Origin of the sequence: Kitasatospora viridis (assembly GCF_007829815.1) — a bacterium.
GTDB classification, from domain to species: Bacteria; Actinomycetota; Actinomycetes; order Streptomycetales; family Streptomycetaceae; genus Kitasatospora; species Kitasatospora viridis.
Map to the genome: position 1 here is coordinate 277,051 of NZ_VIWT01000004.1, position 25,180 is coordinate 302,230.

At 74.7% G+C, this 25,180-nt stretch carries 24 protein-coding genes; 10 read left to right on the forward strand and 14 right to left on the reverse strand.

What is annotated here, in order from left to right; translation table 11 throughout:
* Positions 1-2: 2 nt before the first annotated feature.
* Positions 3-716 (reverse strand): TetR/AcrR family transcriptional regulator, encoded by a 714-nt coding sequence (locus FHX73_RS34780; RefSeq protein ID WP_145909991.1) that lies wholly within the window; start codon positions 714-716, stop codon positions 3-5.
* A gap of 211 nt (positions 717-927) precedes the next feature.
* Between FHX73_RS34780 and FHX73_RS34785 the strand changes: the two genes are divergently transcribed.
* From FHX73_RS34785 to FHX73_RS34815, 7 genes are read left to right on the forward strand one after another with little or no spacing between them, the layout of a single operon-like run.
* Positions 928-1,686, forward strand: a complete 759-nt coding sequence (locus FHX73_RS34785) for a glycosyltransferase (protein ID WP_145909992.1) — start codon at positions 928-930, stop codon at positions 1,684-1,686.
* A gap of 6 nt (positions 1,687-1,692) precedes the next feature.
* Positions 1,693-3,132, forward strand: a complete 1,440-nt coding sequence (locus FHX73_RS34790) for a glycosyltransferase family 4 protein (RefSeq protein ID WP_145909993.1) — start codon at positions 1,693-1,695, stop codon at positions 3,130-3,132.
* Positions 3,129-5,711 carry a glycosyltransferase gene (locus FHX73_RS34795; protein ID WP_145909994.1) on the forward strand — a complete coding sequence of 861 codons (2,583 nt, stop codon included), beginning with the start codon at positions 3,129-3,131 and terminating at the stop codon, positions 5,709-5,711. Before FHX73_RS34790 ends, FHX73_RS34795 begins: the two co-directional genes overlap by 4 nt.
* Before the next feature lie 11 nt (positions 5,712-5,722).
* Positions 5,723-6,589 carry a PIG-L family deacetylase gene (locus FHX73_RS34800; RefSeq protein ID WP_170305214.1) on the forward strand — a complete coding sequence of 289 codons (867 nt, stop codon included), beginning with the start codon at positions 5,723-5,725 and terminating at the stop codon, positions 6,587-6,589.
* Positions 6,586-8,175 (forward strand): phospholipid carrier-dependent glycosyltransferase, encoded by a 1,590-nt coding sequence (locus FHX73_RS34805; protein ID WP_145909996.1) that lies wholly within the window; start codon positions 6,586-6,588, stop codon positions 8,173-8,175. Before FHX73_RS34800 ends, FHX73_RS34805 begins: the two co-directional genes overlap by 4 nt.
* On the forward strand, positions 8,168-9,493 hold the full coding sequence (locus FHX73_RS34810; RefSeq protein WP_145909997.1) for a hypothetical protein: 1,326 nt from the start codon (positions 8,168-8,170) through the stop codon (positions 9,491-9,493). Before FHX73_RS34805 ends, FHX73_RS34810 begins: the two co-directional genes overlap by 8 nt.
* Before the next feature lie 13 nt (positions 9,494-9,506).
* Positions 9,507-10,580: a GNAT family N-acetyltransferase gene (locus tag FHX73_RS34815; RefSeq protein ID WP_145909998.1), complete on the forward strand. Its 1,074-nt coding sequence runs from the start codon at positions 9,507-9,509 to the stop codon at positions 10,578-10,580.
* 37 nt (positions 10,581-10,617) lie between these two features.
* On the opposite strand, the gene FHX73_RS34820 is transcribed toward FHX73_RS34815, so the two are convergent.
* The 8 genes from FHX73_RS34820 to FHX73_RS34855 form a co-directional block, all read right to left on the reverse strand.
* Positions 10,618-11,163 carry a hypothetical protein gene (locus tag FHX73_RS34820; protein WP_145909999.1) on the reverse strand — a complete coding sequence of 182 codons (546 nt, stop codon included), beginning with the start codon at positions 11,161-11,163 and terminating at the stop codon, positions 10,618-10,620.
* Between the two features lie 78 nt (positions 11,164-11,241).
* Complete coding sequence (locus FHX73_RS34825) at positions 11,242-11,760, reverse strand: mycothiol transferase (RefSeq protein ID WP_145910000.1); 519 nt, start codon at positions 11,758-11,760, stop codon at positions 11,242-11,244.
* Between the two features lie 46 nt (positions 11,761-11,806).
* Entirely contained in the window at positions 11,807-11,971 is a 165-nt protein-coding gene (gene rpmF / locus FHX73_RS34830) for a 50S ribosomal protein L32 (protein WP_145910001.1), read from the reverse strand.
* Positions 11,972-12,008: 37 nt separating this feature from the next.
* A complete protein-coding gene (gene rpsR / locus FHX73_RS34835) occupies positions 12,009-12,251 on the reverse strand; it encodes a 30S ribosomal protein S18 (protein ID WP_145910002.1) in 243 nt (80 codons plus the stop codon).
* 22 nt (positions 12,252-12,273) lie between these two features.
* Complete coding sequence (locus FHX73_RS34840) at positions 12,274-13,464, reverse strand: CobW family GTP-binding protein (RefSeq protein ID WP_145910003.1); 1,191 nt, start codon at positions 13,462-13,464, stop codon at positions 12,274-12,276.
* A gap of 10 nt (positions 13,465-13,474) precedes the next feature.
* Complete coding sequence (gene rpsN, locus FHX73_RS34845) at positions 13,475-13,780, reverse strand: 30S ribosomal protein S14 (RefSeq protein WP_145910004.1); 306 nt, start codon at positions 13,778-13,780, stop codon at positions 13,475-13,477.
* On the reverse strand, positions 13,780-14,016 hold the full coding sequence (gene rpmB / locus FHX73_RS34850; RefSeq protein WP_145910005.1) for a 50S ribosomal protein L28: 237 nt from the start codon (positions 14,014-14,016) through the stop codon (positions 13,780-13,782). The genes rpsN and rpmB overlap by 1 nt, the downstream gene beginning before the upstream one ends.
* Positions 14,017-14,131: 115 nt before the next feature.
* On the reverse strand, positions 14,132-14,974 hold the full coding sequence (locus FHX73_RS34855; protein WP_145910006.1) for a helix-turn-helix domain-containing protein: 843 nt from the start codon (positions 14,972-14,974) through the stop codon (positions 14,132-14,134).
* A 49-nt stretch (positions 14,975-15,023) separates the two neighbouring features.
* Here FHX73_RS34855 and FHX73_RS34860 point away from each other — a divergent pair, with 49 nt between their 5' ends.
* Positions 15,024-15,497 carry a DUF2000 domain-containing protein gene (locus tag FHX73_RS34860; protein ID WP_246214075.1) on the forward strand — a complete coding sequence of 158 codons (474 nt, stop codon included), beginning with the start codon at positions 15,024-15,026 and terminating at the stop codon, positions 15,495-15,497.
* Positions 15,498-15,504: 7 nt separating this feature from the next.
* Here the strand turns inward: FHX73_RS34860 and efeB are convergent, their stop codons facing one another.
* The 5 genes from efeB to FHX73_RS34885 form a co-directional block, all read right to left on the reverse strand.
* The gene (gene efeB / locus FHX73_RS34865; protein ID WP_145910008.1) at positions 15,505-16,806 is read right to left on the reverse strand and encodes an iron uptake transporter deferrochelatase/peroxidase subunit; all 1,302 of its coding nucleotides are present in this window, start codon (positions 16,804-16,806) and stop codon (positions 15,505-15,507) included.
* Positions 16,803-18,026, reverse strand: a complete 1,224-nt coding sequence (locus tag FHX73_RS34870) for an EfeM/EfeO family lipoprotein (protein WP_145910009.1) — start codon at positions 18,024-18,026, stop codon at positions 16,803-16,805. The genes efeB and FHX73_RS34870 overlap by 4 nt, the downstream gene beginning before the upstream one ends.
* A gap of 107 nt (positions 18,027-18,133) precedes the next feature.
* Entirely contained in the window at positions 18,134-19,000 is an 867-nt protein-coding gene (locus FHX73_RS34875) for an alkaline phosphatase family protein (RefSeq protein WP_145910010.1), read from the reverse strand.
* A 495-nt stretch (positions 19,001-19,495) separates the two neighbouring features.
* Positions 19,496-20,713: an RNA polymerase sigma factor gene (locus FHX73_RS34880; RefSeq protein ID WP_145910011.1), complete on the reverse strand. Its 1,218-nt coding sequence runs from the start codon at positions 20,711-20,713 to the stop codon at positions 19,496-19,498.
* A gap of 44 nt (positions 20,714-20,757) precedes the next feature.
* Entirely contained in the window at positions 20,758-21,129 is a 372-nt protein-coding gene (locus FHX73_RS34885; protein ID WP_145910012.1) for a YciI family protein, read from the reverse strand.
* A 590-nt stretch (positions 21,130-21,719) separates the two neighbouring features.
* Between FHX73_RS34885 and FHX73_RS34890 the strand changes: the two genes are divergently transcribed.
* Both FHX73_RS34890 and FHX73_RS34895 read left to right on the forward strand, forming a co-directional pair.
* Positions 21,720-22,937 carry a hypothetical protein gene (locus FHX73_RS34890; RefSeq protein WP_145910013.1) on the forward strand — a complete coding sequence of 406 codons (1,218 nt, stop codon included), beginning with the start codon at positions 21,720-21,722 and terminating at the stop codon, positions 22,935-22,937.
* Between the two features lie 39 nt (positions 22,938-22,976).
* Positions 22,977-25,148, forward strand: coding sequence for a tetratricopeptide repeat protein (locus FHX73_RS34895; protein WP_145910014.1), 2,172 nt, complete (start codon positions 22,977-22,979; stop codon positions 25,146-25,148).
* Positions 25,149-25,180 lie beyond the last annotated feature (32 nt).

Below are 25,180 nucleotides of genomic sequence, written 5' to 3' on the forward strand. Positions count from 1 at the left end.
CGTCAGTTCTCGGGCAGTCCGAAGGCGGCCAGCAGGGCGTCGACCCCGGCCGTCAGCGCGGCGGGGCCGGCCGGCTGCACGAGGTGCTCGGCGGTGCGGCGCAGGGCCGGGGTCTCCTGGACGGACAGGTGCTGGAGGCCGAGCCGGATGCCGATCTCGGGGGCGGTGGGGTCGTCGATCACGGCCTGGAGGTCGGTGAGGACGGAGCCGAGGGTCCACCCGGTCACGGCGCGGTAGGCCAGGGCCGCCGTCGGGTCGTCCAGGCCGGCCCGGCCGAGCAGCGCCAGCACCCGGTCGTGGGTGCGCAGCACGGCCGGGGGGCGGCGGGTCAGCGGCACCGCCAGCATCCGGGTGGCCAGCAGCGGGGCCACCTGCGGGTGCGCCAGCGCCACCCGGTAGGTGGTCAGCACCACCCGGTGGAGTCCGGCCCGCCAGTCCGCGTCCGGCGGCGCCGCGGTGCGCTCCAGCTCCTGCTCGACCTCTTCGTGCAGCACCTCGACCAGGCCGTCGAGAAGGGCGCTCTTGCCGTTGGCGTAGCGGTACAGCGACATGGCCTCGACGCCCAGTTCGGCGGCGACCTTGCGCATGCTCAGCCCGGACAGGCCCTCGCGGCCCACCAGCTCGAAGGCGGTGCGCAGCACGCGGGAGCGGCTGAGCCTGCCGTAGCGGCCTCGGTCACCGGTGCGGCGGGCTGGTCCGGCCGGGTTGCTGGACATGTCTCCCCTGCTCGTGGTGGTCGGTGCCGGGCGCCGGACCCCTTGCGGATCAGGTGTTGACCGACGGGCCGATGAGGAACATTCTGGACGTGTACGTCGTAAGCCTACAACGCCAGGTTACGCCGAAAGGCTCAGGCGAAGGCCCGTGACAAGGCCCCCGTGACCGGGCGCGGCACCACGAAGACGGACGAAGACGGACCAGGTGATCCGGATGCTCCTCCTCAGGCCTCCCACCAACCCCGCGGGCGTTCCCCCCGACCTGCGGCGACCCCCCGTCGACCTGGAGGTCGTCGTCCCCGCCAAGGACGAGGAGGGGCGGCTGCCCGCCACCCTGGAGGCGGTGCGCGGCCTGCTGGCCGCCCGCCCGTGGTCCTCGGCCGTGGTGGTGGTCGACAACGACAGCGTGGACGGCACCCTCGACATCTGCCGCGACCGCGCCGGTGCCCGCGTACCGGTCCACGTGATCGGCTGCAGCGAGCACGGCAAGGGCGCGGCCGTGCACCGCGGGCTGGCCACCTCCACCGCCCGCTACACCGGCTTCCTGGACGCCGACAACGCCACCCCCGTGCGCCACCTCGACACCGCGATGGACCTGCTCGCCCAGGGCTGGTCGGCGGTGATCGGCTCGCGGCTCGCCGAGGGCGCCCCGCGGCCGGCCCGGCAGTCGGTGCTGCGGCAGGGCGGCAGCTGGCTCTTCCACCGCACCGCCCACCACCTGCTGCCGGACATCGCCGACAGCCAGTGCGGCTTCAAGTTCTTCGACGGCGCGCTGGTGCGCGCGGTGCTGCCGCGCTGCCGGATCGACGGCTTCTCCTTCGACGTCGAGCTGCTGGCCCTGATCGCCCGCGGCGGCGGGCGGATCGCCGAGATCCCGGTGGACTGGACGGACGTGCCCGGCTCCACCTTCTCCGCCCGGCGGGACGGCCTGCGCTCGATGGCCGACCTCCTCCGCATCTCCCTCAGCAGGTGACCGACGATGACCGAGTCATGCCCCGCACCGCGCCGGCCCGCCAACCTGGCCCGGCTCGCGGACCACCGGATCCTCTTCCTCAACTGGCGCGACCCCGGCCACCCGCGGGCCGGCGGCGCCGAGGCCTACTGCTTCGAGATCGCCCGGCGCCTGGCCGCGGCCGGCGCCGAGGTCACCCTGTTCACCGCCCGCCCGCCGGGCAGCGCCGCCGAGGAGCGGGTCCAGGGCGTGCGGGTGCTGCGCCACGGCGGCAGCTACGGGGTCTACCGGGCCGCCGCGCTGCACCTGCTCACCCACCGGCACGGCTACGACGCGGTGGTCGACTGCCAGAACGGGATCCCGTTCTTCTCGCCGCTGTTCCTGGCCCGCTGGACCGCGGTGGTGATGGTCGTGCACCACGTCCACCAGCAGCAGTTCGACCGCTACTTCCGGTTCCCGATGAACTCGGTCGGGCGGCTGCTGGAGAAGCGGGTCAGCCGGCTGGTCTACCGGCACCGCCCGATCGTCACCGTCTCGCCCTCCACCCGGGCCGGCATCCGCCGCGAGCTCGGCTTCACCAACCCCGTGCACCTGGTGCCCAACGGCGGGCCCGGGCCGAGCGACGCGCCGCTGCCCCCGCGCAGCCCCCGCCCGGCCATCGCGGTGGTGAGCCGGCTGGTCGCGCACAAGCGGGTGGACTGGCTGCTGAAGGCCGCCGCCCGGGCCGCCGCGAACTGGCCCGGACTCACCCTGGACATCGCCGGCGACGGGCCCGAGCTGCCCGAACTGCGCCGGCTGGCCGCCCGCTACGGGCTGGCCGACACCGTCACCTTCCACGGCCACGTCGACGAGCGGCGCAAGCGCGAGCTGCTGGCCCGCGCCTGGCTGACCGTCATCCCCTCGGTGGCGGAGGGCTGGGGGCTCACCGCCATCGAGGCGAACACCGTCGGCACGCCGGTGCTGGCCTACGACGTGCCCGGCCTGCGCGACGCCGTCCGCGACCGGCAGACCGGCTGGCTGCTCACCGCCGGCGGCGACCTGGCCACCGGCCTGGACCGGGCGCTCGGCATCCTCGCCGACGCCGACGAGCGCGAACGGATCGCCGAGCGCTGCCGGGCCTGGGCGGGCGGCTTCTCCTGGGACGCCAGCGCCGAACGGATGGCCGGCGTGCTGCTCGGCGAGTACCGCCGGGTCGAGGCCCGGCGCCGCTCCCGCCGCCACCCCAGCAACCTGGCCGTGCGCGCCCGCTTCCCGGTCCGCGACCCGGAACAGGCCGCCCGCGCCCTGGGCACCGGGGTGCGCGGCACCGACCACTGGGCCCGCACCGCCGAGGGCTTCACCCTGCTGCTGGGCGACTGCGACGAGCTGCGCGCCTGCGCGGCCCTGCGCCGCCTCGGCTACCAGGGCGCCTCCGTCGCGCTGGCCAGCCACGTCGACGAACTGGCACCCACGGAGCCGACACCATGACCGCCACCGCCACCACCCGGCCCGCACCCCCGGACACCCGGCCCGCCGCCGTGCCCGAGCACCGCGGCGACGAGGCGACCGCGGTGGACGGCGCCCGCTGGTTCGCCGCCGCCTACCTCGCCGTCGGCGCCCTCAACTACGGCTACGCGCTGGTGCTCACCCACCTGCTGGCGCCCGGCGCGTTCGCCCGCTTCGCCGCCGGGCAGAGCCTGCTGCTGTGCGCCTCCGCCGTCTCGGTCGTCGCCGTCCCCTGGGTGCTCGCCCAGGAGCTGGCGCGCAGCCGCGACGAGGAGCAGCGCGGCGCCGCGGTGGCCTTCGCGGTGTGCACCAGCCTGATCGGCGGCGTGCTCTCCGCGCTGGCCGTGGGCGCGATCGGCGTGGAGTTCGCCGGTCCGCTGACCGCGGCCGTGCTGGCCGTGGTGACGCTGCTGATCTACCTGACCCGGGTCACCGTCGGCTGGCTGCAGGGCTGCGAGCGGCTGCGCCCGATGGCCGGCGTCGCGGTCGCCGAGGCCGCGCTGAAGGTCGGCGCCGGGCTGGTGCTGGTCGTGCTGGCCCACGAGGCGCAGGTCGGCGCGCTGGCCGCCTTCGGCGTCGGGCTGCTGCCCTACCTGCTCTACTGGCCGCGCCGCCGCTCCGGCGCCCCGCGCCGGACCTGGCGCGGCCTGCTGGCCCGCACCGCGCTGTGGCGCCGCGCCGCCGGGATCGCCTGCCTGCAGGGCCTGGTGGCCGTGCTGGCCGCCGCCGACGTGGTACTGGTCGCGATCCTGTCGCACAACTCGGCGCAGGCCGCCGGCTACCAGGCCGCCGCCGCGCTGGGCCGCACCCCCTACTTCGTCGCGGGCGCCGTCGCGATGGCCTTCTTCCCGGCCCTGTCGCGGCGCGCGGCCGGCACCCCGCTGGCCGCCCGCGCGGTGCGGATGTACACCGGCGTGACGCTGCCGCTGGTGGCCGTCTGCGCCACCGTGCCGGCCGCGGTGGTGGCCGCGGTGTTCCCCGGCAGCCTCTCCTCGGCCGGGCCGGTCATGCCGTGGGCGGCGGTCAGCGGTTTCGCGCTGGGCGTGATCAGCCTCGCGGTGCTGTTCTTCCAGGCGGTCGACGACTACGCCGTGCGCGGGCTGCTCGCGCTCGGTGTGCCCGTGCAGGGCGCCGCGCTGCTGGCCGGCTGGCAGCTGGGCGGGGTGCACGGGCTGGCGGTCGGCGCGAGCTGCGGGCTGCTCGTGGTGGCCGCGCTGGTGGTCCGCCGCCTGGTCCGCTGCCACGGCGCCGGCGTGCTGGCCGGCCTGCCGCGCCTGGCTCCGCTGCTGCTGGTCGGCGTGCTGCTGGTGCTGCGCCCGCACCCGGTGGTGTGGGCGGCGGCCGCGGTGCTGGTCTCGGTGCACGCCGTGCTGCGCTTCCTGACCGAGCGTCAGGAGGAGCCGCGGCGGCCCCGGGTGGTGGTCTCCAGCTACGACGACGCGCAGAACCCGGCCTACCGGGGCGGCGGCGCCGTGGTCATCGAGCAGATCGCCCGGCGCCTGGCCGAGCGGTTCGAGGTGACCGTGCTCACCGTCGGTCGGCGCGGCAGCGTGCGCACCGCCGACGGCGTCACCTACCGCGGGCTGCCGCTGAGCTGGGCGGGCCCGCGGGCCGGTCAGCTGCTCTTCCAGGCCGCACTGCCGCTGATGGCCCGTCGGCTGCGCCACGACCTGTGGCTGGAGAGCTTCACCCCGCCGTTCTCGGCCGCCCTGCTGCCGCTGTTCACCCGGGCCCCGGTGATCGGCCTGGACCAGGTGCGCGCCGGCCGGGTGATGTGGCACAAGTACCACCTGCCGTTCTTCCTGGCCGAGCGGCTCAGCTTCCGCTGCTACCGCGACCTGGTCGCGCTCAACGAGGCCGACGCCGCCGAACTGCGCCGCTACAGCCCCCGGGCCCGGGTGCACGTGATCGCCAACGGCGTCGAGGACCGCCCGGAGCCGGTGCAGCCGGTCGGCGGCGGCGACTTCATCCTCTACCTGGGCCGGATCGACACCTGGCAGAAGGGCCTGGACCTGCTGCTGCCCGCCTACCGGCAGGCCGCCCCCGCCCTGCCCCTGGTCCTGGCGGGCTCGGGCACCGAGGGCGAGGAGCGCCAACTGCGCCGGCTGCTGGCCCTGCACGGCCGGGACGACGTGACCTGGCTGGGCCACGTGGGCGAGGAGCACAAGGACCGGATCATGCGCGAGAGCGCGTTCATGGTGATGCCCTCGCGCCACGAGACCTTCGGGCTGGTCGCCCTGGAGAGCATGGCGTACGGCAAGCCGGTGCTCCACTTCGACCTGCCCTGCCTGCGCTGGATGAACGGCGAGGGCGACCTGAGCGTCCCGGCCTTCGACGTCGCGGCGCTGGCCGGCGGGATCCGCCACCTGGTCGAGGACGGGGCGGACCGCGCCCGGCTCGGCCGCGCGGCCCACCTGGCCTCGCGCCGCCTCAGCTGGACGGTGGTGACCGGCCACTACCTGGACCTCGTGCAGAGCCGCCTGGCGTGCGCCGCGGGCGACACGGCCGCGATTGCCGCAGCGCAGTCGCCGCCGGAACCGAAGATGATCAGGACCGTCTGATGGAGGCCGTCATGACACCAGATCGCGCAGCGTCCGCTCCCGTCGGACCGGATCCGCTGGGGCCCGACCCGCTGGCCCGGGCACTCCACCACGGCACCCGGCTCATCGTCCTCTCCCCGCACCTCGACGACGCGGTGCTGTCCTGCGGCGCACTGCTGCTGCGGGCCTGCCGCACCGCCGAGGTCACCGTGGCGACCTTCTTCACCGAGGCGGGCCCGCCGCCGCACACCCTGTCCGCCCGGCGCTACCTGCGCCAGGTCGGCGACGGCGACGCCGCCCGGCTCTACGCGGCGCGCCGGGCCGAGGACATCCGGGTGATGAACTGGCTGGCCGCCGACTGGCGGCACCTGGGTCTGCCCGAGGGCCTGTTCCGGCGCCGCGCCGCCACCACCCCGGCCCGCCGCCGGCTGCAGCGGGCGCTGCCCGAGCTCGGGCACGTCTACCCCACCTACCGCCTGCACCTGGCCGCCGGCCGGATCGCCGACCGGGACGAGGCGGCGCTCAGCGAGGCCACCGCCGCGGTGGCCCGCCTCGCCGCCCAGGGGCCGGCGCTCTTCCTGGCGCCGCTCGGCGTCGGCGGCCACGCCGACCACCTGATCGTCCGTCAGGCCGCCGCGGCGGCCGCCGGGCGGGTGGTCTACTACAGCGACTTCCCCTACAACCTGGCGCAGCCGGCCGACGCCGCCTTCGTCCGCACCCACCACCTGCGGCCGTGCGAGCCGGTGCCGACGGCGCAGCCGAAGGCCGCGCTGATCCGCGGCTACCGCTCCCAGGTCGACGCGCTCTTCCCCGACGGCCGCATCCCCGAGGCCCCCGAGCTCTACCTGCACCCGGCGCCCGCCTTCACCGGGCGGCTGATCGGCGGAGGCGTGCGATGACCCTGACCCTGCGACCGACCGTCGCGACCGCCGCCGCCCGACTGCCGGTGCCCGCCCGGCAGCGCAACCTCACCGCGCTGGTCGCCGCCGTCGCCTTCCTCGTCACGGCGGGGCTGCGGCTGATCCGGATCGGCTCCTCGGGCGACCTGTTCATCGACGAACTGATCTACCGCCAGGTCGGCCACAGCGCGGCCCAGGGCGGGTTCCCGCAGTCCGGCGGGGCGCCGTTCTTCCTCCACCCGCCCGCGTTCTTCTACCTGGAGGCCGGCTGGGAGAAGCTGTTCGGCTACTCCTCCGACACCGTGACGGCCGTCTACGGCATGCGCCCGCTCAACGCGCTCTTCGCGGCCGGCACCGCGGCGCTGATCGTGGTGCTGGTCATGCGGGTCACCCGCTCGCCGCTGGCCGCCTCGGTGGGCGCCGCGCTCTTCGCCCTCGACCCCTACGCGATCCGGCAGAACGACCGGGTGATGCTCGAGACCTCGCTGATGTTCTGGGTGCTGGCCGGGCTGCTGGTGCTGCTGCCGCTGATCGACCTGCCGAACCCGCGCCGGGCCCGCGGCCGGGCGGTCTGCGCCGGGCTGCTGTTCGGGGTCGCGCTGCTCACCAAGGACGAGGCGGTGCTGCTGACCCTGCTGCCGCTCGCCCTCGCCGTGCTGCTGCGCCTGGCCCCGCGCCGCCGCCTGCTGCTGCTCACCGGCGCCGTGGCGATCGCGCCCTACGCCTGCTACGTCGCACTGATCGCCGTCACCGGCCACTTCGGCCAGTTCTGGACGGCCAAGACCAGCGGCATCAGCCGCCTGGCCGGCCTCACCCAGTCCACGGGGTTCAACGCCCAGGGCGCCCCCTCGCTGACCGGCCGGCTCGCCGCCGAGGCCACCACCTACGGCAGCAGCTACCTGCTGCTGGCGGCCGGCCCGGTGGCGCTGCTCCTGCTGCTGCACCGGGGCAGCCGGGTGCACCGGATGCTGAGCGTGTTCTACGGCTGCTCGGCGCTGGCCCTCGGCTACGCACTCGCCATCGGCACCCTGGAGGAGCAGGCGCTCTACCTGCTCCTGGTGCCCACCACACTGCTGGTCGCGGTGGCCCTGCCGGTGCTGCGCGGCGACGCGGCGTCCCACCCCCTGCGCCGGGTCGCCAGGGTCTGCGGCGCGGGCCTGCTGGCCGTGGCGCTGACCGGCTCCGCCGCCGCCTACACCTACAACCGGGTCACCCCGGACGACGGCTACGCCCGCCTGCTGACCTACCTGGAGGCCAACGTGCCGGCCGGTTCGCCGATCTCCGCCCCCGACGGCGGCGCGACGGCGGGCGTCACCTCCTGGGCGCTGCAGGGCCGTTACCCGGTGGGCGACTGGCTGACCCTGCAGCAGCGCCAGCAGGCCGGCGCGCAGTACCTGGTGGTCCCCTGGCAGGTGATCGACCAGGGCTACGGCGCGGCGGCCCCCGCCGACGTGCACGCGCTGGCCGCCCAGGGCACCCTGCTGTTCTCCTTCCACGGCCGCACCTACGGGCAACTCGCGCTCTACCGCATCCCGTTGCCCCCCACGCCGGCCGCCGGCACCGCCCCGGGAGCCTCCCATGGCTGACCAGCGCTCCCGCCGGCGCTCCCACCAGCGCTCCCCCCGACGCGACACCCGACGCCGCCACCCGCTGGGCTGGGCGCTGAGCGCCCTCGCCCTGCTGGCCCTCGGCACCGGCCTGTCCGCCTGCGCGCCGCGGCACACCCGCTACCTGTTCGGCACCCTGCAGACCGACCCGGCGAACGCCGCCCGGGAGCAGGCCGCCGGCCTGACCCTGGCCAGCCTCCCGATCGCCTGGAACCGCTACGAACCGGCGCCCGGCGTCTTCGACCCCGGCTACGCGGCGACCGTCCGCGGCCAGATCGCCCGACTGCGCGCGGCCGGGCTGCAACTGGAGCTCGACCCCGGGCTCGCCAGCCCGCCCGACTGGCTGCTGGACCTCCCCGGCGCCCGCTACCTGGACCAGTACGGCGACGCCTTCCCCGACTGCGCCAACCTGGTGTTCAGCGCGCAGGTCCGCGACCGGGCCCGCGACTACCTGGCCCGGGTGGCCGCCGACCTCGGCCCGGCCGCCTTCCGCGCCGTGCGGATCGGCATCGACGACTCCGGCGAGTTCAGCTACCCGGCGGCCGGCCCGACCGGGCGCACCAACGCCTACTGGGCCTTCGACGCGGCCGCCCAGGGCACCGGCGCCGCACTGCCGCCAGGCACCGCGCCCAACCCCTACCCGGGCTGGCGTCCCGGCCAGACCTCCTACCAGGGACGGGAGTTCACCACCACTCAGGTGACGACCTGGTACGACTGGTACCTCGGCGCACTCAGCGGCGCGGTCGACTGGCAGCTCAACACACTGCGGGCCGTGGGCTTCCAGGGGCTGCTGCGGGTCCTGGTGCCGGGCACCGGCTACCACCCGGCGGAGCTGACCGGCGAGATCGCCGCCCACCTCGACGGCTCGGTCGAACCGACCCTCACCGCCCAGGGCGTCGGCTTCTACCTGACGCTCGGTCAACTCACCCACCTGCCAGGGGTGCAGATCGTCAGCACCGCCCTGGTCGACGGCACCGGGCAGCCCGCCGACAACCCCTGCGAGCCGGGCGACGACACCGTCGACACCCGCAGCCCGCAGGCCACCCAGGTCTACTCCTGGTCCTCCACCCGCTGGGTGGCCCGGGCCGCCCGGCAGAACGGCTTCGCGCTGCTCGGCGGCGAGAGCGCGGGCACCCAGGTCTCCCCCTACCGCCCGGGCGTGATGGCCGCCGCCGCCCGCCAGATGGCCGCCTGCGGGCTCACCGACCTCATGTGGGCGTTCGACCACAACCTCTACGACGGCACGCCCGGTTCCTCCCTCGCCGACTACTCCGCCGTCGTCCACAGCTACGGGTGACAGGAGCACCACCATGGACATCACGGTCCTCTCCCCCGAGGAACTGACCCCCGCCCAGACGGCGCTCTGGCAACGGCTGCTGGAGGGCGACCCGGAGAACGCCAACCCCTTCCTGGCGCCCGGCTACACCCAGGCCGTGGCGGCTCTGCGGCCCTGCGCGCGCACCGCCGTCATCCGCGACGGCCCCGAGACCCTCGGCTTCTTCCCGTTCGAGCGCCACCACCTCGGCGCCGGCAAACCCATCGGCTGGGGCTTCAACGACTGCCAGGGCCTCATCCACCGGCCCGACCTGCGGCTGAACGCCCACGACCTGCTGGCCGCCTGCGAGTTGGCCACCTGGGACTTCGACCACCTGACCGCCCGCCAGCCGGTGCTCGACCCGGGCACCCAACTGCACGCCGTCTCCCCGGCGATCCGCCTCGGCGGCGGCTGGTCCGGCTACCTCGACCACCTGCACGCCCGGTCGCCCGCCTTCCTGCGGAAGACCCGCGCCAAGACCCGAAAGCTCCAACAACGGGAAGGAGAACTGGAGTTCAGGTACGACGACGCCCCGGAGGCGCTCGACACCCTGATCCGCTGGAAGACCGCCCAGTTCCGGGCCCGGGGCTACCGCGACCACTTCGCCCGCCCCTTCACCGGCGCGCTGCTGCGCGCCCTGCTGCTGGCCCGCACCGGTGGCTGCACCGGGCTGCTCTCCACGCTCTACTGCGCGGGCCGGCCCGTCGCCTGCCAGTACAGCCTGCTCTCGCGGCAGGTGCAGGCGCTGTGGTTCACGGCCTACGACCCCGACTACGCGTCCTACTCGCCGGGCGTGCTGCTCAACCTCAGCATCACCCAGGCCGCCGCCGCCCGCGGCATCCGCCTGATCGACATGGGCCGCGGCGAGGACCCCACCAAACAGGCCCTCAAGACCACGGACCTGACGGTCGGCCAGGGGCAGCTGCGGCGCGGCCACGCCCGGGCGGCCGCGATCCGCGGCGGCTCGGCGGCCTACCGCTCCGTGGTGGCCCTCACCGCCAACCACCCGCGACTGCGCAGCGCGGCCCTGCGCACCGCGCACGCCGTGGACACCCTGCGCCCGAACTGAGCCGACGTGAACTGAGCTGACGTGAACTGACCAGCCATCAACTGCCCACCCACCAGACCCCACCCGCACCACCCCGGCAGCGGCGCCGTCCGACGGCCGCGCCGACGGGAGAGCCATGACCCCGGCAACACGTACGGCGACACCCACGGCGAGCACCGGCGACCTCGTCCGGCCGCTGCCGCCCGCCTGCGGCATGCTCGGCGCCGCCCTGGTCTGGCACCTGCCCCGGCCGGCCCGCAGCGCCGCCGAGCTCAAGGAGGTGCTGCGCTGGCAGCTGACCACCTGGCAGCTCGACCTCCCGGGCCTGATCGAGGCCGCCGGACTGCTGGCCGAGCGGCTCCTCGCCCGCCTGCTGCGCCGCGGCGACGGCCAGCTCTTCCTCGAACTCGTCCGCACCGCCACCGGCATCGGCCTGGGCCTGCGCCAACGGGACCTGGAGCCGGACGCCGGCGCCGGCCCGGACGCCGGGCCGGTCGGCCTGCGCCAGCGGGACCTGGACCGGCTCGACCTGCCGGACCACGTCACCGCCCGCGCCAGCGACGCCCCGCACCCCGCGGGCTGCGCCCTCTACCTCGACTGGCACGAAGTGCCCCGGGAGCGGCGGCCGTCCGGCCCGCCCGCGCGGCGGGCCCGCGGGCGGGTGCCCGCGCACCGCGCCCCGTCAGTCGCCCGTGGCGCCGTCGGCGAGCTCCCGGACGACGTCCAGGTGGCCCGCGTGGCGCGCGTACTCCTGGAGCACGTGGAACAGGATCCAGCTCAGGGTGGGGCGCTCGGTGCCGTCCTCGTCGAAGCGGCCGCCGGCCGCGGCGACGGTGGCCAGCGGCGTGCCCGTCACGATGGCCCGGGTGGACTCGCCGCCCGCGTGCAGCGCCGCGAGCAGCTCGGCCGCCGTCTCCTCGGAGCCGACGGACCAGCTGCCCGTCGGGCCCTGGTCGCCCCAGGGCGCCTGGACCGGCTCGCCCCGGAATCCCCAGCGCAGCCAGCGCCGTTCCATGTGCACGAGGTGCTTCAGCAGTTCGAGCGGGCTCCACCCGGAGGGGAGCCTGCTGCCGCGCAGCTCCTCCTCGGTCAGGCCCGCGAGCTTCGCGCCGATCACGGACCGGTAGTAGTCGAGGTAGTCGAGCAGCAGGTCGGCGGGCTCGGCGAGCCGCCGGTCCGGCTCGGGCAGGGAGATCGTCATGGGCAGAGTCTGCCACTGCCCTCGCCGAGCTCTCCCGGCAGCGGGCTCAGGGCGTGAGCAGCCCGCGCTGGTACGCCTTGACCAGGTTGCGCGGGACCAGGTGCTCGCGCCCCTCGATGGTGAGCGGCACGAGCTGGGGAGCGGCGGCCTTCCACTGGGCCCGGCGGTGCCGGGTGTTGCTGCGGGAGGTCTTGCGCTTGGGGACGGCCATCACAGGTTCCTTGTCAGGTGCTCGGTCAGGTGATCGGTCAGCGGGGGGTCGAGGAGTACGGCAGCAGGGCCATCTCGCGGGAGTTCTTGATCGCCCGGGCCATCGCGCGCTGCTGCTGCACCGTCAGCCTGGTGACGCGGCGGCTCCTGATCTTGCCGCGGTCGGAGACGAACTTCCGCAGCAGGTTGGTGTCCTTGTAGTCGATGTACTCGATGCCCGCCTCGATCAGCGGGTTCGGGCGGTGCTTGGGCGGCCGTCCGGGTGCGCTGCGCTTGACCATCTCGGCCTCCTTCCAGGTGAGTTCAGGTGACGGGGTCGAGCAGTTCCTCGAAGGCGTCCGGCAGGGCCTTCCAGCCGGGCTCGCCGGCCGCGAGCTCGGCGTCGGTGAGCAGGCAGGAGTCCAGCAGGTGGATGATCCCGTCGCTGTCCAGCCCTTCGGCGGTGAAGGCGAGTTGCTGGATCCGGTCGCCGTGCAGCGGGTGCCAGTCGAGGGCGGCGGCGGCCCGGCGCGCGGGCGGGTAGCCGTCCCAGGCGGCGTCGGGCAGCGAGGCGAGCCAGGGCCCGCACTCCTCGACCGCCAGGTTGGCGCCCGCCGCGTCCCAGGCGAGCATCAGGTCGGGGCGGTTGGCGAGCCAGAACCGGCCGCGGCTGCGCTGGGCGGCGGGCACCAGCAGGTCCAACGCCTGGTACAGCCGGGCCGGGTGCAGCGGGCGGCGGCGCTCCCAGAGCAGGGTCGCGGTGCCCGCCTCGTCGCGCTCCTGGGGCAGCAGCGCGAGCGCCGGGTTGACCCGGTCGCGGGCCGCCGCCACGTCGAAGCCGCCCAGCGCGGCCCGCACCAGCTCACCGGTACCGAGACGCACCAGCCGTGCGGTGGAGTGCAGTTGGCGCAGCATCGCGAGCCCGGCGCGCCGCTCGGGGGCATCGCCCGGCCCGTCGGCGCGCGGGACGGCCAGCACGGTGGCGTACTCGATCTGGTGGGCGAGCGCCTCGGCCCGGGTGCGGGTGTCCTGGACGGCGGTGTGCTCGCCGTGCTCGACCAGCTCGTCCGACACGGACAGTTCGCCGATCAGCCGCAGCGGTTCCACCGCCGTGACGACGCCCGCGAGTTCGACGGCCCCGGCCAGGCAGCGGTCCCCGACCTCGCCGCCGGCGATCAGCTCGACCGCCGGGTGCGGGTCGCTGCCGCCCCACAACTCGACGATCGCCAGGCCGTGTTGTCCCTCGTCGGCGATCCGCAGCAGTTCCGGCAGCAGGTCCTCGCGCAGGGCGCAGCAGGCGCAGTCGTTGACCAGCGGCGCCTCGGCCTGCCGGAAGGCGTGCCGCTGGTCGCGCAGGTGGCGGTGGACGACGCCGAAGGAGGCGTCCCGCAGGTCGTGGTGGAGCACCACGGCGTCGACGCAGCCGTCCAGCAGCTCGTCCACGACGCGGCGGCGCTCCTCCTCGTGCAGGCCCGCGACCACCACGACGGGGAGCTTGGGCAGGTCCTCGGTCATCGGCCGGCTCCTACCAGCTGCTCTTGCGGACGCCGGGGAGCTGCCCGGCGTGGGCGAGGGTGCGCAGGTTGATCCGGGACAGCCCGAAGGCGCGCTGGTAGCCGCGCGGGCGGCCGTCCACGGCATCGCGGTTGCGCACCCGGGTGGCGCTGGCGTCGCGCGGCTGGCGGGCCAACTCGGCCTGTGCTGCGGCGCGTTCCGCAGCGGTGCCGGCGGGACTGGCGATGATCCGCTTCAGCTCGGCCCGGCGCTCGGCGTACCGGGCGACGACGGTGCGGCGCTGCTCGTTCTTGGCGATCTTGCTCTGCTTGGCCATCAGACCTTCTCCCCGCGTGCCCGGATCCGCGCCACGGCGGCCTCGACGCCGATCGTGTCGACGGTCTTGATCCCCTTGGCGCTGAGCGTCAGCCGCACGTGGCGCCCCTCACTGGCCAGCCAGTAGCGCTTGGACTGGATGTTGGGGTCGAAGCGGCGCCGGGTGCGCCGGTGCGAGTGCGAGATCGAGTTGCCGAAACCCGGCTTGCGGCCGGTCAGTTGGCAGTGGGCGGACATCCGTCCGCCTCCCTTCGGTGAACGTGCGGGCAGGTGGGCACGACGGATCGGCGCCGCCCAGGGCGGCGCCCCGGCTCCGGGTGCCGTCCCACCATAGCTCAGATGAAAACGAGTTTCATTTCGGATAGACCTCGCCGACCGGGCTGCCCTGACCGACCGAGCCCGGCCGCCCGGCGCGGGCGAAGCGGCCGGGCGTCGTGCCGAGCACGCGCTTGAAGTGCCGGGTGAGGTGCGACTGGTCGTAGAACCCGGCGGCGGTGGCCACCTCCCCGGCCGGGCGGCCGCCGAGCAGCAGCCGGCGGGCGAGGTCGACCCGGCGCGACGTCAGGTACTGGTGCGGGGCGATGCCGTAGGCGGCGCTGAAGGCCCGGATCAGGTGGGTGGGGTGGGCGTGCAGCAGGGCGGCCGCCTGGTCCAGCGTGGTGGGTTCGAGCAGCCGCGCGTCCAGCAGGTCGCGCAGGTCGCCCGCGAGGCCGTGGGCGACCGGTTCCGGCGCGGTGCGCAGCCGGGGGCGCAGGTTCGCCCGCAGCCGCTCGCTGATCAGGGCCAGCCGGCTCTCCGCCTCGAACTCGTCGCCCGGGGCGGCCAGTGTGCCGTGCAGCTGCGCGACCCGGGTGCGCAGCAGGGGGTCGTCGAGGTCCGGGCCGTCGACGGCCGGGCCGATGAACTGCGCGTCCAGCTGCGTCATGTCGAGGTAGAGCACCCGCTTGCGGAAGCCGCCGGCGGTGGCGGGCGAGCCGTTGTGCGGCACCTGCGGCGGCAGCAGGCTCACGGTGCCGTCCGGGGTGCCCCGCTGGTGGCGGTCCAGGTCGTAGCGGACGGCGCCGTCGTCGACGATCAGCACGGTCCAGGCGTCGTGGACGTGCATGGGGTAGGCGTGGTCGGTGAAGTGGGCGTGCAGCACCTCGACCACGCCCGGGACGGCCGGGCGCCAGGCGGACACCTCCTCGGACACCATGCCAGGAACGTACAAGACGCCGACGCCGGGCGACCCGCAGTCTCAAGACATGAACACCGAGCACATGAGCACCGAGCACACGAGCACCGAGCACACCGCCGCACCCACACCCGTCCGCTTCGACACCAAGATCGCCGTCCTGCTGCGCGAGAACCTCGAACCGTGGCAGCGGCTGAACGTGACCGCGTTCCTGGTCAGCGGGATCGGCACGGCCCTGCCGGAGCTGGTCGGCGAGCCGTACCAGGACGGGGACGGCGTCGCCTACCTCCCGATGTTCCGCCAGCCCGTGCTGGTCTTCGAAGGGACGAAGGAGCTGCTGACCGCCGCCCACCGGCGCGCGCTCGACCGCGCCCTGCCCACCGGCGTCTTCACCTCGGACCTGTTCGCCACCGGGAACGACCGGGACAACCGGGCGGCGGTCCGCGCGGTGGGCACCGCCGGGCTCGACCTGGTGGGCCTGGCCGTCCACGGGCCGCGCAACGCGGTGGACAAGGTCCTCAAGGGCGCCCGGATGCACCCGTGAGCCGCCGTCAGGCCAGCAGCGCCGAGCCGAAGGTGTCGTTCGGTCCCTTGACGCCGGGCAGCGCGAAGAAGTAGCCGCCCCCGGTGGGCGAGATGTAGTCGACCAGCGGCTCGCCGGCCAGCCGCTGCTGGACCGCCTGGAACTGCCGCTCCACGTCCTGCTGGTAGCAGCAGAAGACCAGGCCGATGTCCAGGTTGCCGTTCAGGTCCAGCCCCCGCTCGTAGTTGTAACTGCGGCGCAGGATCTGCGAGTCGAAGGAGTCGGGGGTGCGCGGGTTGGCGAGCCGGATGTGCGCGGTCATCGGTATCACCAGGCCCTGCTGGTCCGCCTGGTAGTTGGGCTGGTCGCTCTCGGTGGTGCCGTCCAGCGGGGCGCCGGAGTCGCGGCGCCGGCCGATCATCTGCTCCTGCTCGTGCAGCGAGACCCGGTCCCAGAACTCGACCAGCATCCGGATGATCCGCACCACCTGGTAGGAGCCGCCCTCGGCCCAGGCGGGTTCGCCGTTGGCGCCGCCGTGGGTCCAGATCAGCGCGTCGGCGGTGCGTCCGTCGCCCGCGTTCGGGTTGGCGATGCCGTCCCGGAAGCCCAGCTGGTTGCGCGGGGTGCCGGTCGGCCGGGGGGCGGCCTTGAACCCGTCCACCTTCCAACTCGGCTGCATCAGGCCCCTGGTGTGCCGGGTGATGTCGCGCAGCGCGTGCATCACGGTGTCCCGGGAGTCGGCGCAGATCTGCAGCGAGAGGTCGCCGTGCAGTTCGGTGGAGCCGGTCAGGTCGTCGTCCGGGAAGGCCGGCATGGTGACCAGCTTGGCCGGCTTGCGATCGGCGAGGCCGAAGCGCTGGTCGAACAGCGAGGCGCCGAGGCCGACGGTGACGGTCAGGCCGTCGGACGGCAGCACCGGGCCGAGGGTGGCGCTGTCGGTGGGCGGCGAGGCGAGGTCGGTGGCGGGCACCGGGCCGCCGGCGGTGAGGAACCGGACCCGGTCGGTGAGCACCGACAGGAGCTGCTGGAGCCCGGCCCGGTCGGCGGCGATCACGCTGAACGACACGAAGCTCGCGACGCCCTGCTGCGCCGTGGTGATGCCGGCCTGGTGCGGGCCGTGGAACGGCACGGTGCGGCCGGACGGGCCGGGCTTGGCGCCGTCGTCGGCCATCGCACCGGCGGCGGTGAAGGCGCCGGCCAGCGCGCCGGCGCCGAGCGCGGTGCCCAGGCCCGCGCCGCGCAGGAAGGAGCGGCGCTGCACGCCGTGGTCCGCGACCGGGCAGGCGGCAGGACCTTCGGCGCGGTCGGCGGCGGGGTCGGCGGCGTTCATGCGTGGTTCCTCGGGGTCAGCAGGTTGGGCAGGGCGGCGAGTTGCTCCAGCAGGTCGCCGATCGATCCGTCCAGCCGGCGGCGCTGGTCGGCGGGCAGCTCGGCGACCGGGATCCAGCTGCCGTCGGGCTTCTTGGCGGCCGCCACCTGGGCCTCCAGGGCCGGGAGTTCGGCGTTCAGCCGGGTGAGCAGCGCCGGGTCGCGCGGCTGCACGACGGGCGCGAGCACGCTCAGCACCTCCTCGGTGCCCTGGACGTTGGCGTCCAGGGTGGCCAGGGTGGTGCCGCTGCCGTAGTCGGCGGTGCCGGTGAGCTGCTCCTGGAGGGCGTTCTCCAGGATCTCGTGGGCGCGCAGCGGCAGGGTGCCGGGGTCGGTGTCCTCGCTGGGGAAGTCGTCGATCAGGCCGCTCGCGTCGCTGACCAGTTGCTGGCTGAGCGGGCGCAGCTTGGCGGCGGTGGCGCCGTGCCAGAGGCCGTGCTCCAGCGCGAAGAACCCGGTCCAGGTCGGGGTGTCGACGCCCTGCGGCAGGCCGCCGGCCATGCCGTTCAGCGCGGTGTCGTAGTCGCCGAAGGAGTTGTAGGCGGCGCCGAGCCGCTCGTAGGCGAGGTGCGCGGGCAGCCAGTCGGCGCGGGCCGCGTCGAGGTCGCCGCGGGCGAGGTCGGCGTCCAGGGTCTGGGCGGCGGCGAGCAGCTTGGGCAGGGCGGCGGTGACGTAGGCCCGGTAGGCGGTGACCGGGGCGGTCAACTCCTTGTCGTTCATCGGCTGGTAGCCCCGGACGGCGCCGGCGGCGGTGCCGTCGACCGCGATCGCTCCGGTGGTCTGCACCGGCCCGCTGGAGAAGACGCAGCGCACCGCGTACTGGCCACCGGTGAGGGTGGTGGCCAGGGGCAGGGTCTTGCCGGGGCCGAGCCAGGGGATCTCGGCGTAGGCCAGCGAGGCGTCGGCGGAGACCACGTAGACGGTGGCGTACACCTTCGAGGCGTTGGTGACGCTGAACGAGACGGGTCCGGCGGGGAGCCGGGCGGGCGCCCGGCCGCAGGTGGTGGTGTCCACCCGGAGCGCGCCGCCGGGCACCTGGCGGTCCGCGCCGGCCGGGTCGGCGGCGATCAGGCCGGCCGCGACGCCGAGCACCAGCAGGCCGGCGGCGGCGCTCTGCACGGGTCTGCGGCGCAGGGCGGCGATCGGCCGCGGCAGGGCGCGCGGCGTGGGTTCGGCGGTCATGCCGGACGGGCTCCTTGGGTCGGGGCGGGCCGTCCGGCCCCTGGTGCAGGGGGCCGGACGGCCGGTTGCCGGTCGAGCGGTGCTGAACGGCGGTTGCTGACGGCTGGTCAGCCGAAGATGTCGGTGATCGGCGTGGCGCTCGCGCTGTTGCCGACGGCCGGCAGGCCGTACATCTGCTCCAGGGTGGCGAGCACGTTGTAGTGGTTGACGGTCTCGCTGTACTGACCCTGCGTCACGCCCGCGCCGTAGAAGATGGTCGGGATCTGGTTGCTCTCGGTGTAGTCGTCCTCATCCCAGGTGACGATCAGCAGGCTGTTGTTGGCGGCGGCCCACTGGGCGTAGCCGTCGATGTTGTTCTGCAGCCAGCTGTCGCCGTCCGCGATGGTGCCGTCGTGCATGTCGTCGTTCAGGTTGGGGATGACGAACGAGACGGTGGGCAGCGTGCTGTAGTCGCTGGGGAAGGCGGTGAACGGCTGCTGGTCGGCGGCGGGGACGTTGGAGAAGTTGGCCCACGGCGCGTGCTTGCGGGCGTAGGCGCCCGAGGTGCACTTGGTGGAGCCCACCGAGGGCAGGCCCTCGGAGTAGCCCTTGAAGGTCTTGCCGGCCGCGAGCAGCTCGGAGCCCAGGTTGGCCTTGGTGCCCTCGCTGACCGGGCAGCTGTCGGAGCTCAGGCCGAAGGTGCTGCCGCCGAAGAGCGCCATGTAGTTGGGCTCGCTCGGGTGGCTGACGCCGAACGAGGAGGTCAGCAGCGCGCCGTTGCCGGCCAGCGAGTTGATGTAGGGGGCGTCGGCGGTGTCGCCGATGATGTCGTCGTAGGAGTGGTTCTCCTCCATCACGACGACGACGTGCGAGTAGGCCGGGATGGCCGACGGGGCGGCGGAGGCGGCGGCGCTGCCGGTGCCGGAGAAGGCGGCGGCGGAAGCGGCGGCGGTGGTCAGCGCGGCGGCACAGAGCGCGGCGAGACGCGAACGCATGGTGGACTCCTGGAGACCGGAAAGGGACGGCCGTGCGGGGTCGCAGGGCCGTTGGCGGGCAGGGCACACAGGTGCGGGGCACGAGCGTAAGCCGCTGACCGCGAACGAAGTTGTCCATGGACCGTCAGATTCATGAACAGTGTGCGGACTTCGTCGACCGGCTACCAGGGGAGCGCGCCGACCGGAACACGACACTTGGGGACCGGTCGGGCGAAACCGGCGGCGGAGCCCGTCAAGCCCGGTGGGGCGGGCTCGTCGGACGCGGATCACTTAGGGTGCACGGAACCTGACGTCACGTCAGCAACTTCCGCCCCGCCGCCGGTGGGACGAGCAAACCAGGTATGACGAGTGCAGGTCAATGGGAAACGGCCGTACCGGACTCAGAAAACTTCCAGGAAATAGTTCCGAAATGCCGTGGAAAACGGCCGACCGCCGGCGGGCCGCCGAACAGGCGTTCCGCGCCCCAGCGGTCGACCCCGCGCCCACCGCGCACCCTCACCCCGCCGGCCGCACCCGCCCCGCCCGCCGCTCCAGGTAGCGCTGCTCGGCCAGGCTCGCCGTCGCCCTCGCCGCCCGCCGGTAGTCCTCGTACGCCGCCGCCGGCTCGCCGGCCCGCTCCAGCAGGTGGGCGCGGACCGAGAGCAGCCGGTGGTGGCCGGCCAGCCGCGGATCGGCCGCCAGCCCGGCGAGCAGGTCCAGCCCGGCCCGCGGCCCCGCCGTCTCGGCCAGCGCGACGGCCCGGTTGAGGGTGACCATCGGGTTCGGCGCGATCCGCTCCAGGATCAGGTAGAGCGCCTGCACCTGCCGCCAGTCGGTCTGCGCGGCGGTCGGCGCGTCCGCGTGCGTCGCGGCGATCGCGGCCTGCACCTGGTACGGGCCGAGCTCCGGCGCCCCCAGCGAGGCCTTCGCCAGCCCTGTCCCCTCGTCCAGCATCTCCCGGTCCCACCGCCCGCGGTCCTGCTCGGCCAGCGGCACCAGGTCGCCCTGCGGCGTGGTCCGGGCGGCCCGGCGCGCGTGGGTGAGCAGCATCAGCGCCAGCAGCCCGGTCACCTCGCCGTCCGCGGGCAGTTGCGCGTGCACCGCCCGGGTCAGCCGGATCGCCTCCCGGGCCAGGTCGGGCCGGTGCAACCGGCTGCCGGAGGAGGCGGTGTAGCCCTCGTTGAAGATCAGGTAGAGCACCTGCAGCACCACCCGCAGCCGCTCCGCGCGCTCCGCCCCCGCGGGCGGCGCGAAGGAGCTGCCGGCCGCCCGGATCCGCTGCTTGGCCCGGCTGATCCGGGCCGCCATGGTGGCCTCCGGCACCAGGAAGGCCCGGGCGATCTCGGCGGTGGTCAGCCCGCCGACCGCTCGCAGCGTCAGCGCGGTCTGCGAGGCGGCGGTCAGCGTCGGGTGGCAGCACAGGAAGAGCAGCAGCAGCGTGTCGTCGGTGTCCGGCACCTCCTCGGGGACCACCTCGTGCGCCGTCGCCTCCTCGCGCTCCCGGCGCGCCCGGTCGCTGCGCAGCTGGTCGATCAGCCGCCGGGTCGCCACGGTGAGCAGCCAGCCGCGCGGGTTGCGCGGCACGCCCTCGGCCGGCCACTGGACGGCGGCGGCGAGCACCGCCTCCTGCACGGCGTCCTCGCAGTCGTCGAACTGCCCGTGCCGGCGGACCAGGACGCCGAGGACCTGCGGCGCCAGCTCGCGCAGCAGGTCCTCGATCAGCGGTCCGGTCACGCCGGCACCGGGTGGGTGCGGACCGCTCGTTCCTCGGGCACGGCTCACGCCTCCAATTGTCCGTCGGAGAACATCACCTGCCGCACCTCCACCCCGAGCCCCTGGATCGCGGCGTCCGGGATCCTGGCGGCCAGCTCGATCGCGCGCTCCTTGTCCTCGCAGTCGATCAGGTAGAAGCCGCCGAGGAACTCCTTCGCCTCCAGGAACGGACCGTCGGTCACCACCGGCTGCCCGCCCCGCACCGTGACGACGGCGGCCTGCGAGGGGTCGACCAGCGCCTGGGTGAGGATCAGCTCCCCGGAGGCCTTCAGCTCCTCGATGAAGGCGCCGTGGCCGGCGCCGATCGCCGCCTTCTCCTCGTCGGTCAGCGCGTCGAGCACGGCGGGGTTGATGTGCAGGCTGATCACGAACTTCATCACGCACTCCTGGTTCCGAGCGGGCCCCGGTCGGGCCCGGCACCCATTCGTCGGAGCCGCCGACGCGGTCTTGACATCCCTGGGCGAAAAGATTCCCACGCGAGCTTCCGCACCCTCGCCGTCCCACGCGACACCCTGGCCGGAAGCCACCCGACAGGCCGTCAGGTGACCCCGCGGCAGGTCGACCGGCCGATCGGTCGGTCGTCCGTTACGAACTGAAATGGATGATCGACATCCCTTTATACACATCCGTTGACACCGGCTCCGCTACCTCCCATGCTCATGACCGGTCCACCGCGGAGCCGGCCCCACCGGCCGTCCGCGGGGGCCGCGCCGCACGCGCCCGTGCGTGCCTCCACGTGCCCGCACCCGCGCCCCGCTCCGCCGAGACAGCGAAGGGAGGGATCCACGATGAAGAAGCTCCAGGTGCGCAAGACCGGTCCGGTCCGCCTGACCGGCACCGCCGCTCCGTTCTACGCCGCCAAGCTGGCCTGTGGCGTGCTCGCCTGACCCATCGGGTCCATCCTCTGTGCGCGGTACGGCGCCGTGCCGCGCACAGTCGCCAGAACGCCGAGGGCCCGGGAGGCGCGGTGGACGACGTACCGATCCTGCTCCACGAGTTGACCTTCGTGCCCGAGGGCGAGGACGAGATCGTCATCGGCCGGGCCGACATCGACTCCTTCGCGGTCTTCCCGCTCGACGCCGCCGCCGTGGTGCGCCGGCTGCAGGGCGGACACACGGTGCCCGAGGTGAGCCACTGGTACCTGACGACCTACGGCGAGCCCGCCGACATCCCCGACCTGGTGGAGACGCTGCGCGAGCTGCGGTTCGTCCGCGACCCGGCCGATGAGGACCACGATGCGCCCGACGGCCGCGTCCCGTCCGGCGGGCCGGTGCGCTGGCAGGCGCTCGGGCGGGCGCTCTTCTCCTGGCCGGCCTGGCTGCTGTACGCCGCCCTGGTCGCCGGCGCGGTGCTGCTGGCCGCCGGCACGCCGCAGCTGCGGCCGAGCCCGGGCAAGGTCTTCTTCAGCAGCTCGCTGGTGGTCATCGAGCTGGTGGTCTTCGCGGGCCAACTCCTCGGCGTCGCCTGGCACGAGGGCTTCCACGTGCTGGCCGGGCGGCGGCTCGGCCTGCCCAGCCGGCTGTCGATCGGCCGCCGGCTCTCCTTCGTGGTGTTCGAGACCACCCTGGTCGGCCTGATGGGCGTGCCGCGCGGCAAGCGCGTGCTGCCGTTCTGCGCCGGCCTGGTCGCCGACGCCCTGTTCGCCGCCGGCCTGGTCTGCGCGGCGGCCCTGGACCGGACGGCCGGCGGGGCGGTCGGCCCGTTCGGCCGGGTCGCCTGCGGGCTGGCCTACCTGACGCTGCTGCGGATGGCCTGGCAGTTCCTCGCCTACATGGAGACCGACCTCTACTACGTGGTGGCGACCGTGCTGCGCTGCCCGGACCTGCACCGGCTGGCCCGCGAGCAGCTGCGCAGCCGGTTCTGGCGCGCGGTGGGCCGACCCCAGCGCGCCCCCGACTCCTCCGGCGTCACCGACCGGGACCTGCGGCTGGCCCGGCGGTACGCCCCGGTCGTCGTGCTGGGCGGGGCGTTGACGCTCGGCCTGGTGCTGCTCGGGGTGGTACCGGTGCTGCTGGGCTTCGCCGCCCGCCTGGCGCACGCCCTCGGCACCGGCCGGACCGACGATCCGCACCTGTGGGACTCGGCCTTCGCCGCCTCGGCGATCCTCGCCCAACTCGCGCTGCTGGTGGGCGTGACGGTCCGGGACCGCAGGCGCCGGGCCCGCACCGCACCGACGGCCGCCTGACGCCCCCTCCCCCTCGCCCTTCCCCTTTGGAGCGCCCACATGCCTGCACCCGTCCGCCACCTGTGGCTCACCGGCCCCCGCGCCGCGGCCCTGCCGACCCTCGCGGACCCGGTGGCGGCCGTCGACACCGACCCGCCGACCGTCGTCGACGCGGACCGGCGGCTGCGCGGCCCCTACACCGGCGCCGGTGCGCTGCTGCGCCGCCTGGTGCCCGCCCTGCACCCCCGGGAGCAGGCGCTGTTGGCCCGGCACGCCATCGAGATCCTGGCCGCCGCACCGGAGTTGGAACCCCTGGTCGGACCCGCGCCCGGCACGCTGACCTCGCTGGCCGACGACGAGGAGCGCACCCGCTGGTACTCGCCGCTGCGCACCCGGCGGATCGCCCACGGCCTGGTCGACCTGCTGCGGGCCCGCGCCGAGCTGCCCGGGGCGGCCCCGACGGTACTGGTGCTGCGCAACGCCGACCACGCCGACGCCACCGACCTGGAGTTCCTCGCCCTGGCCCTGCGCCGCCTCGACCCGGCCCGGGTGCGGATCGTGCTGACCGGCGAGGCGGCCGAGCCGCCCGAGGCGCTGCGGGAGGCGGTGGCGCGGTACGCCGAGACCGGACGCCTGACGACGGCGGAACCCGAAGGCGCGGCCACCGCCCGGGAGTTCGTCCGCTCCGACGGCACCCTGGAGCTGCCCGCCGCACACCGGGCCTACCTGGCCCTGCCCGCCGCCGAGCGGGCCCGGCTGCACGACGAACGGGCCGAGGAGCTGGAGGGGTCGGGCGAGTGGAGCACCCGGCTGGGCGCCCTGCCCCACCACCGGGAGCGCGGCAGCGCGCCGCACACCGCCGGCGTGCGGGCCTACGCCCAGGCCGCCGCCTACTGCGTGGGCATGGGCTTCTACCACGCCGGGCTGGAGCTCGCCGAGCGGTTGGCCGCGCTCGCCGAGGAGGCCGGCGACCTGCGGCAGTACGCCGTCGGCCGCAGCTACACCACCCAGTGCCTGGCCCTGCTGGACCGGCCGGCCGAGACCGAGCAGCACTACGTCGACCTGCTCGCGCGCTCCACCAACCCGCAGAGCCACATGTCGATCCACTACGCGCTGAGCATGCTCTACACCCGGCTGTACGGCCCCGAGCACAAGGACCACCGGCGGGCACTCGCCTACGCCAACACCGCCGTGGCCATCGCCGAGCTGCTCCCGGACCCGGTGGAACGCGCCTTCCACGCCGTCTTCTTCAACAACGGCAAGGCGCTGGTGCAGGTCCACCTGAAGAACCTGCCGGCCGCCCTGGAGCTGGTCACCGACGGGATCGCCCGCCTGGAGCGCGAGTTGACGCCCGATCAGCACCGGCTGCACCGCTCGGTGCTGCACCACAACCGCAGCCAGGTGCTGGCCGGCCTCGGGCGCGAGGAGGAGGCGCTCGCCGAGCTGACCCGGGTCATCGAGATGGACCCGCACTACCCCGAGTACCACTTCGACCGCGGCAACCTGCACTTCCAGCTCGGCCTGCACCAGGAGGCGCTCGCCGACTACGAGTCGGCGATCCGGCTCAGCCCGCCGTTCCCCGAGGTGCACTTCAACCGGGGCAGCGTGCTGGGCGAACTGGGCGACGTGGCCGGGGCGTTGGCCGACTTCCAGTACGTGCTCGACCTGGAGCCGGACCACACCGACGCCCGGGTCTCGGCCGCCTCGCTGCTGCTGGACTGCGACCGCCCCCGGGAGGCCGCCGAACAGGCCGCGCTCGGCCTGGAGTTGACGCCCGACCAGGCCCGACTGCACTGCACCCTGGGCCTGGCCCTGCTGGAACTCGACGACCCCGCCGGCGCCGTGCGCGCCTTCGACCGCGCCCTGGAGCTCGACCCCGACCTGGCGCAGGCCCGGGTGAATCGCGCCGTGGTGGCGCACGCCGAGGGCCGGCTGGCGGACGCGCTCGCCGACCTGGGCACCGCGATCGAGCAGACCCCCGAGGACGGCGACATCCGCTACAACCGCGGCTACGCCCTGGAATCGGCCGACCGCTGGCAGGAGGCCGCGGCGGACTACACCGCCGCGCTGGAACTCGGCGCCGACCCGGCCGAGCTGCTCTTCCGCCGCGGCCGCTGCCACGCCCGCCTGGGCGAAACCGCGCGGGCCCGGGCCGACCTGACGGCCCATCTGACCCTGGGCCCCTCCGAGTACGCGCAGGAGGCCGAGCAGCTGCTGGCGGCGCTCGGCTGACCGATTCCGCTGACAGGCCGACTCCCCGGCAC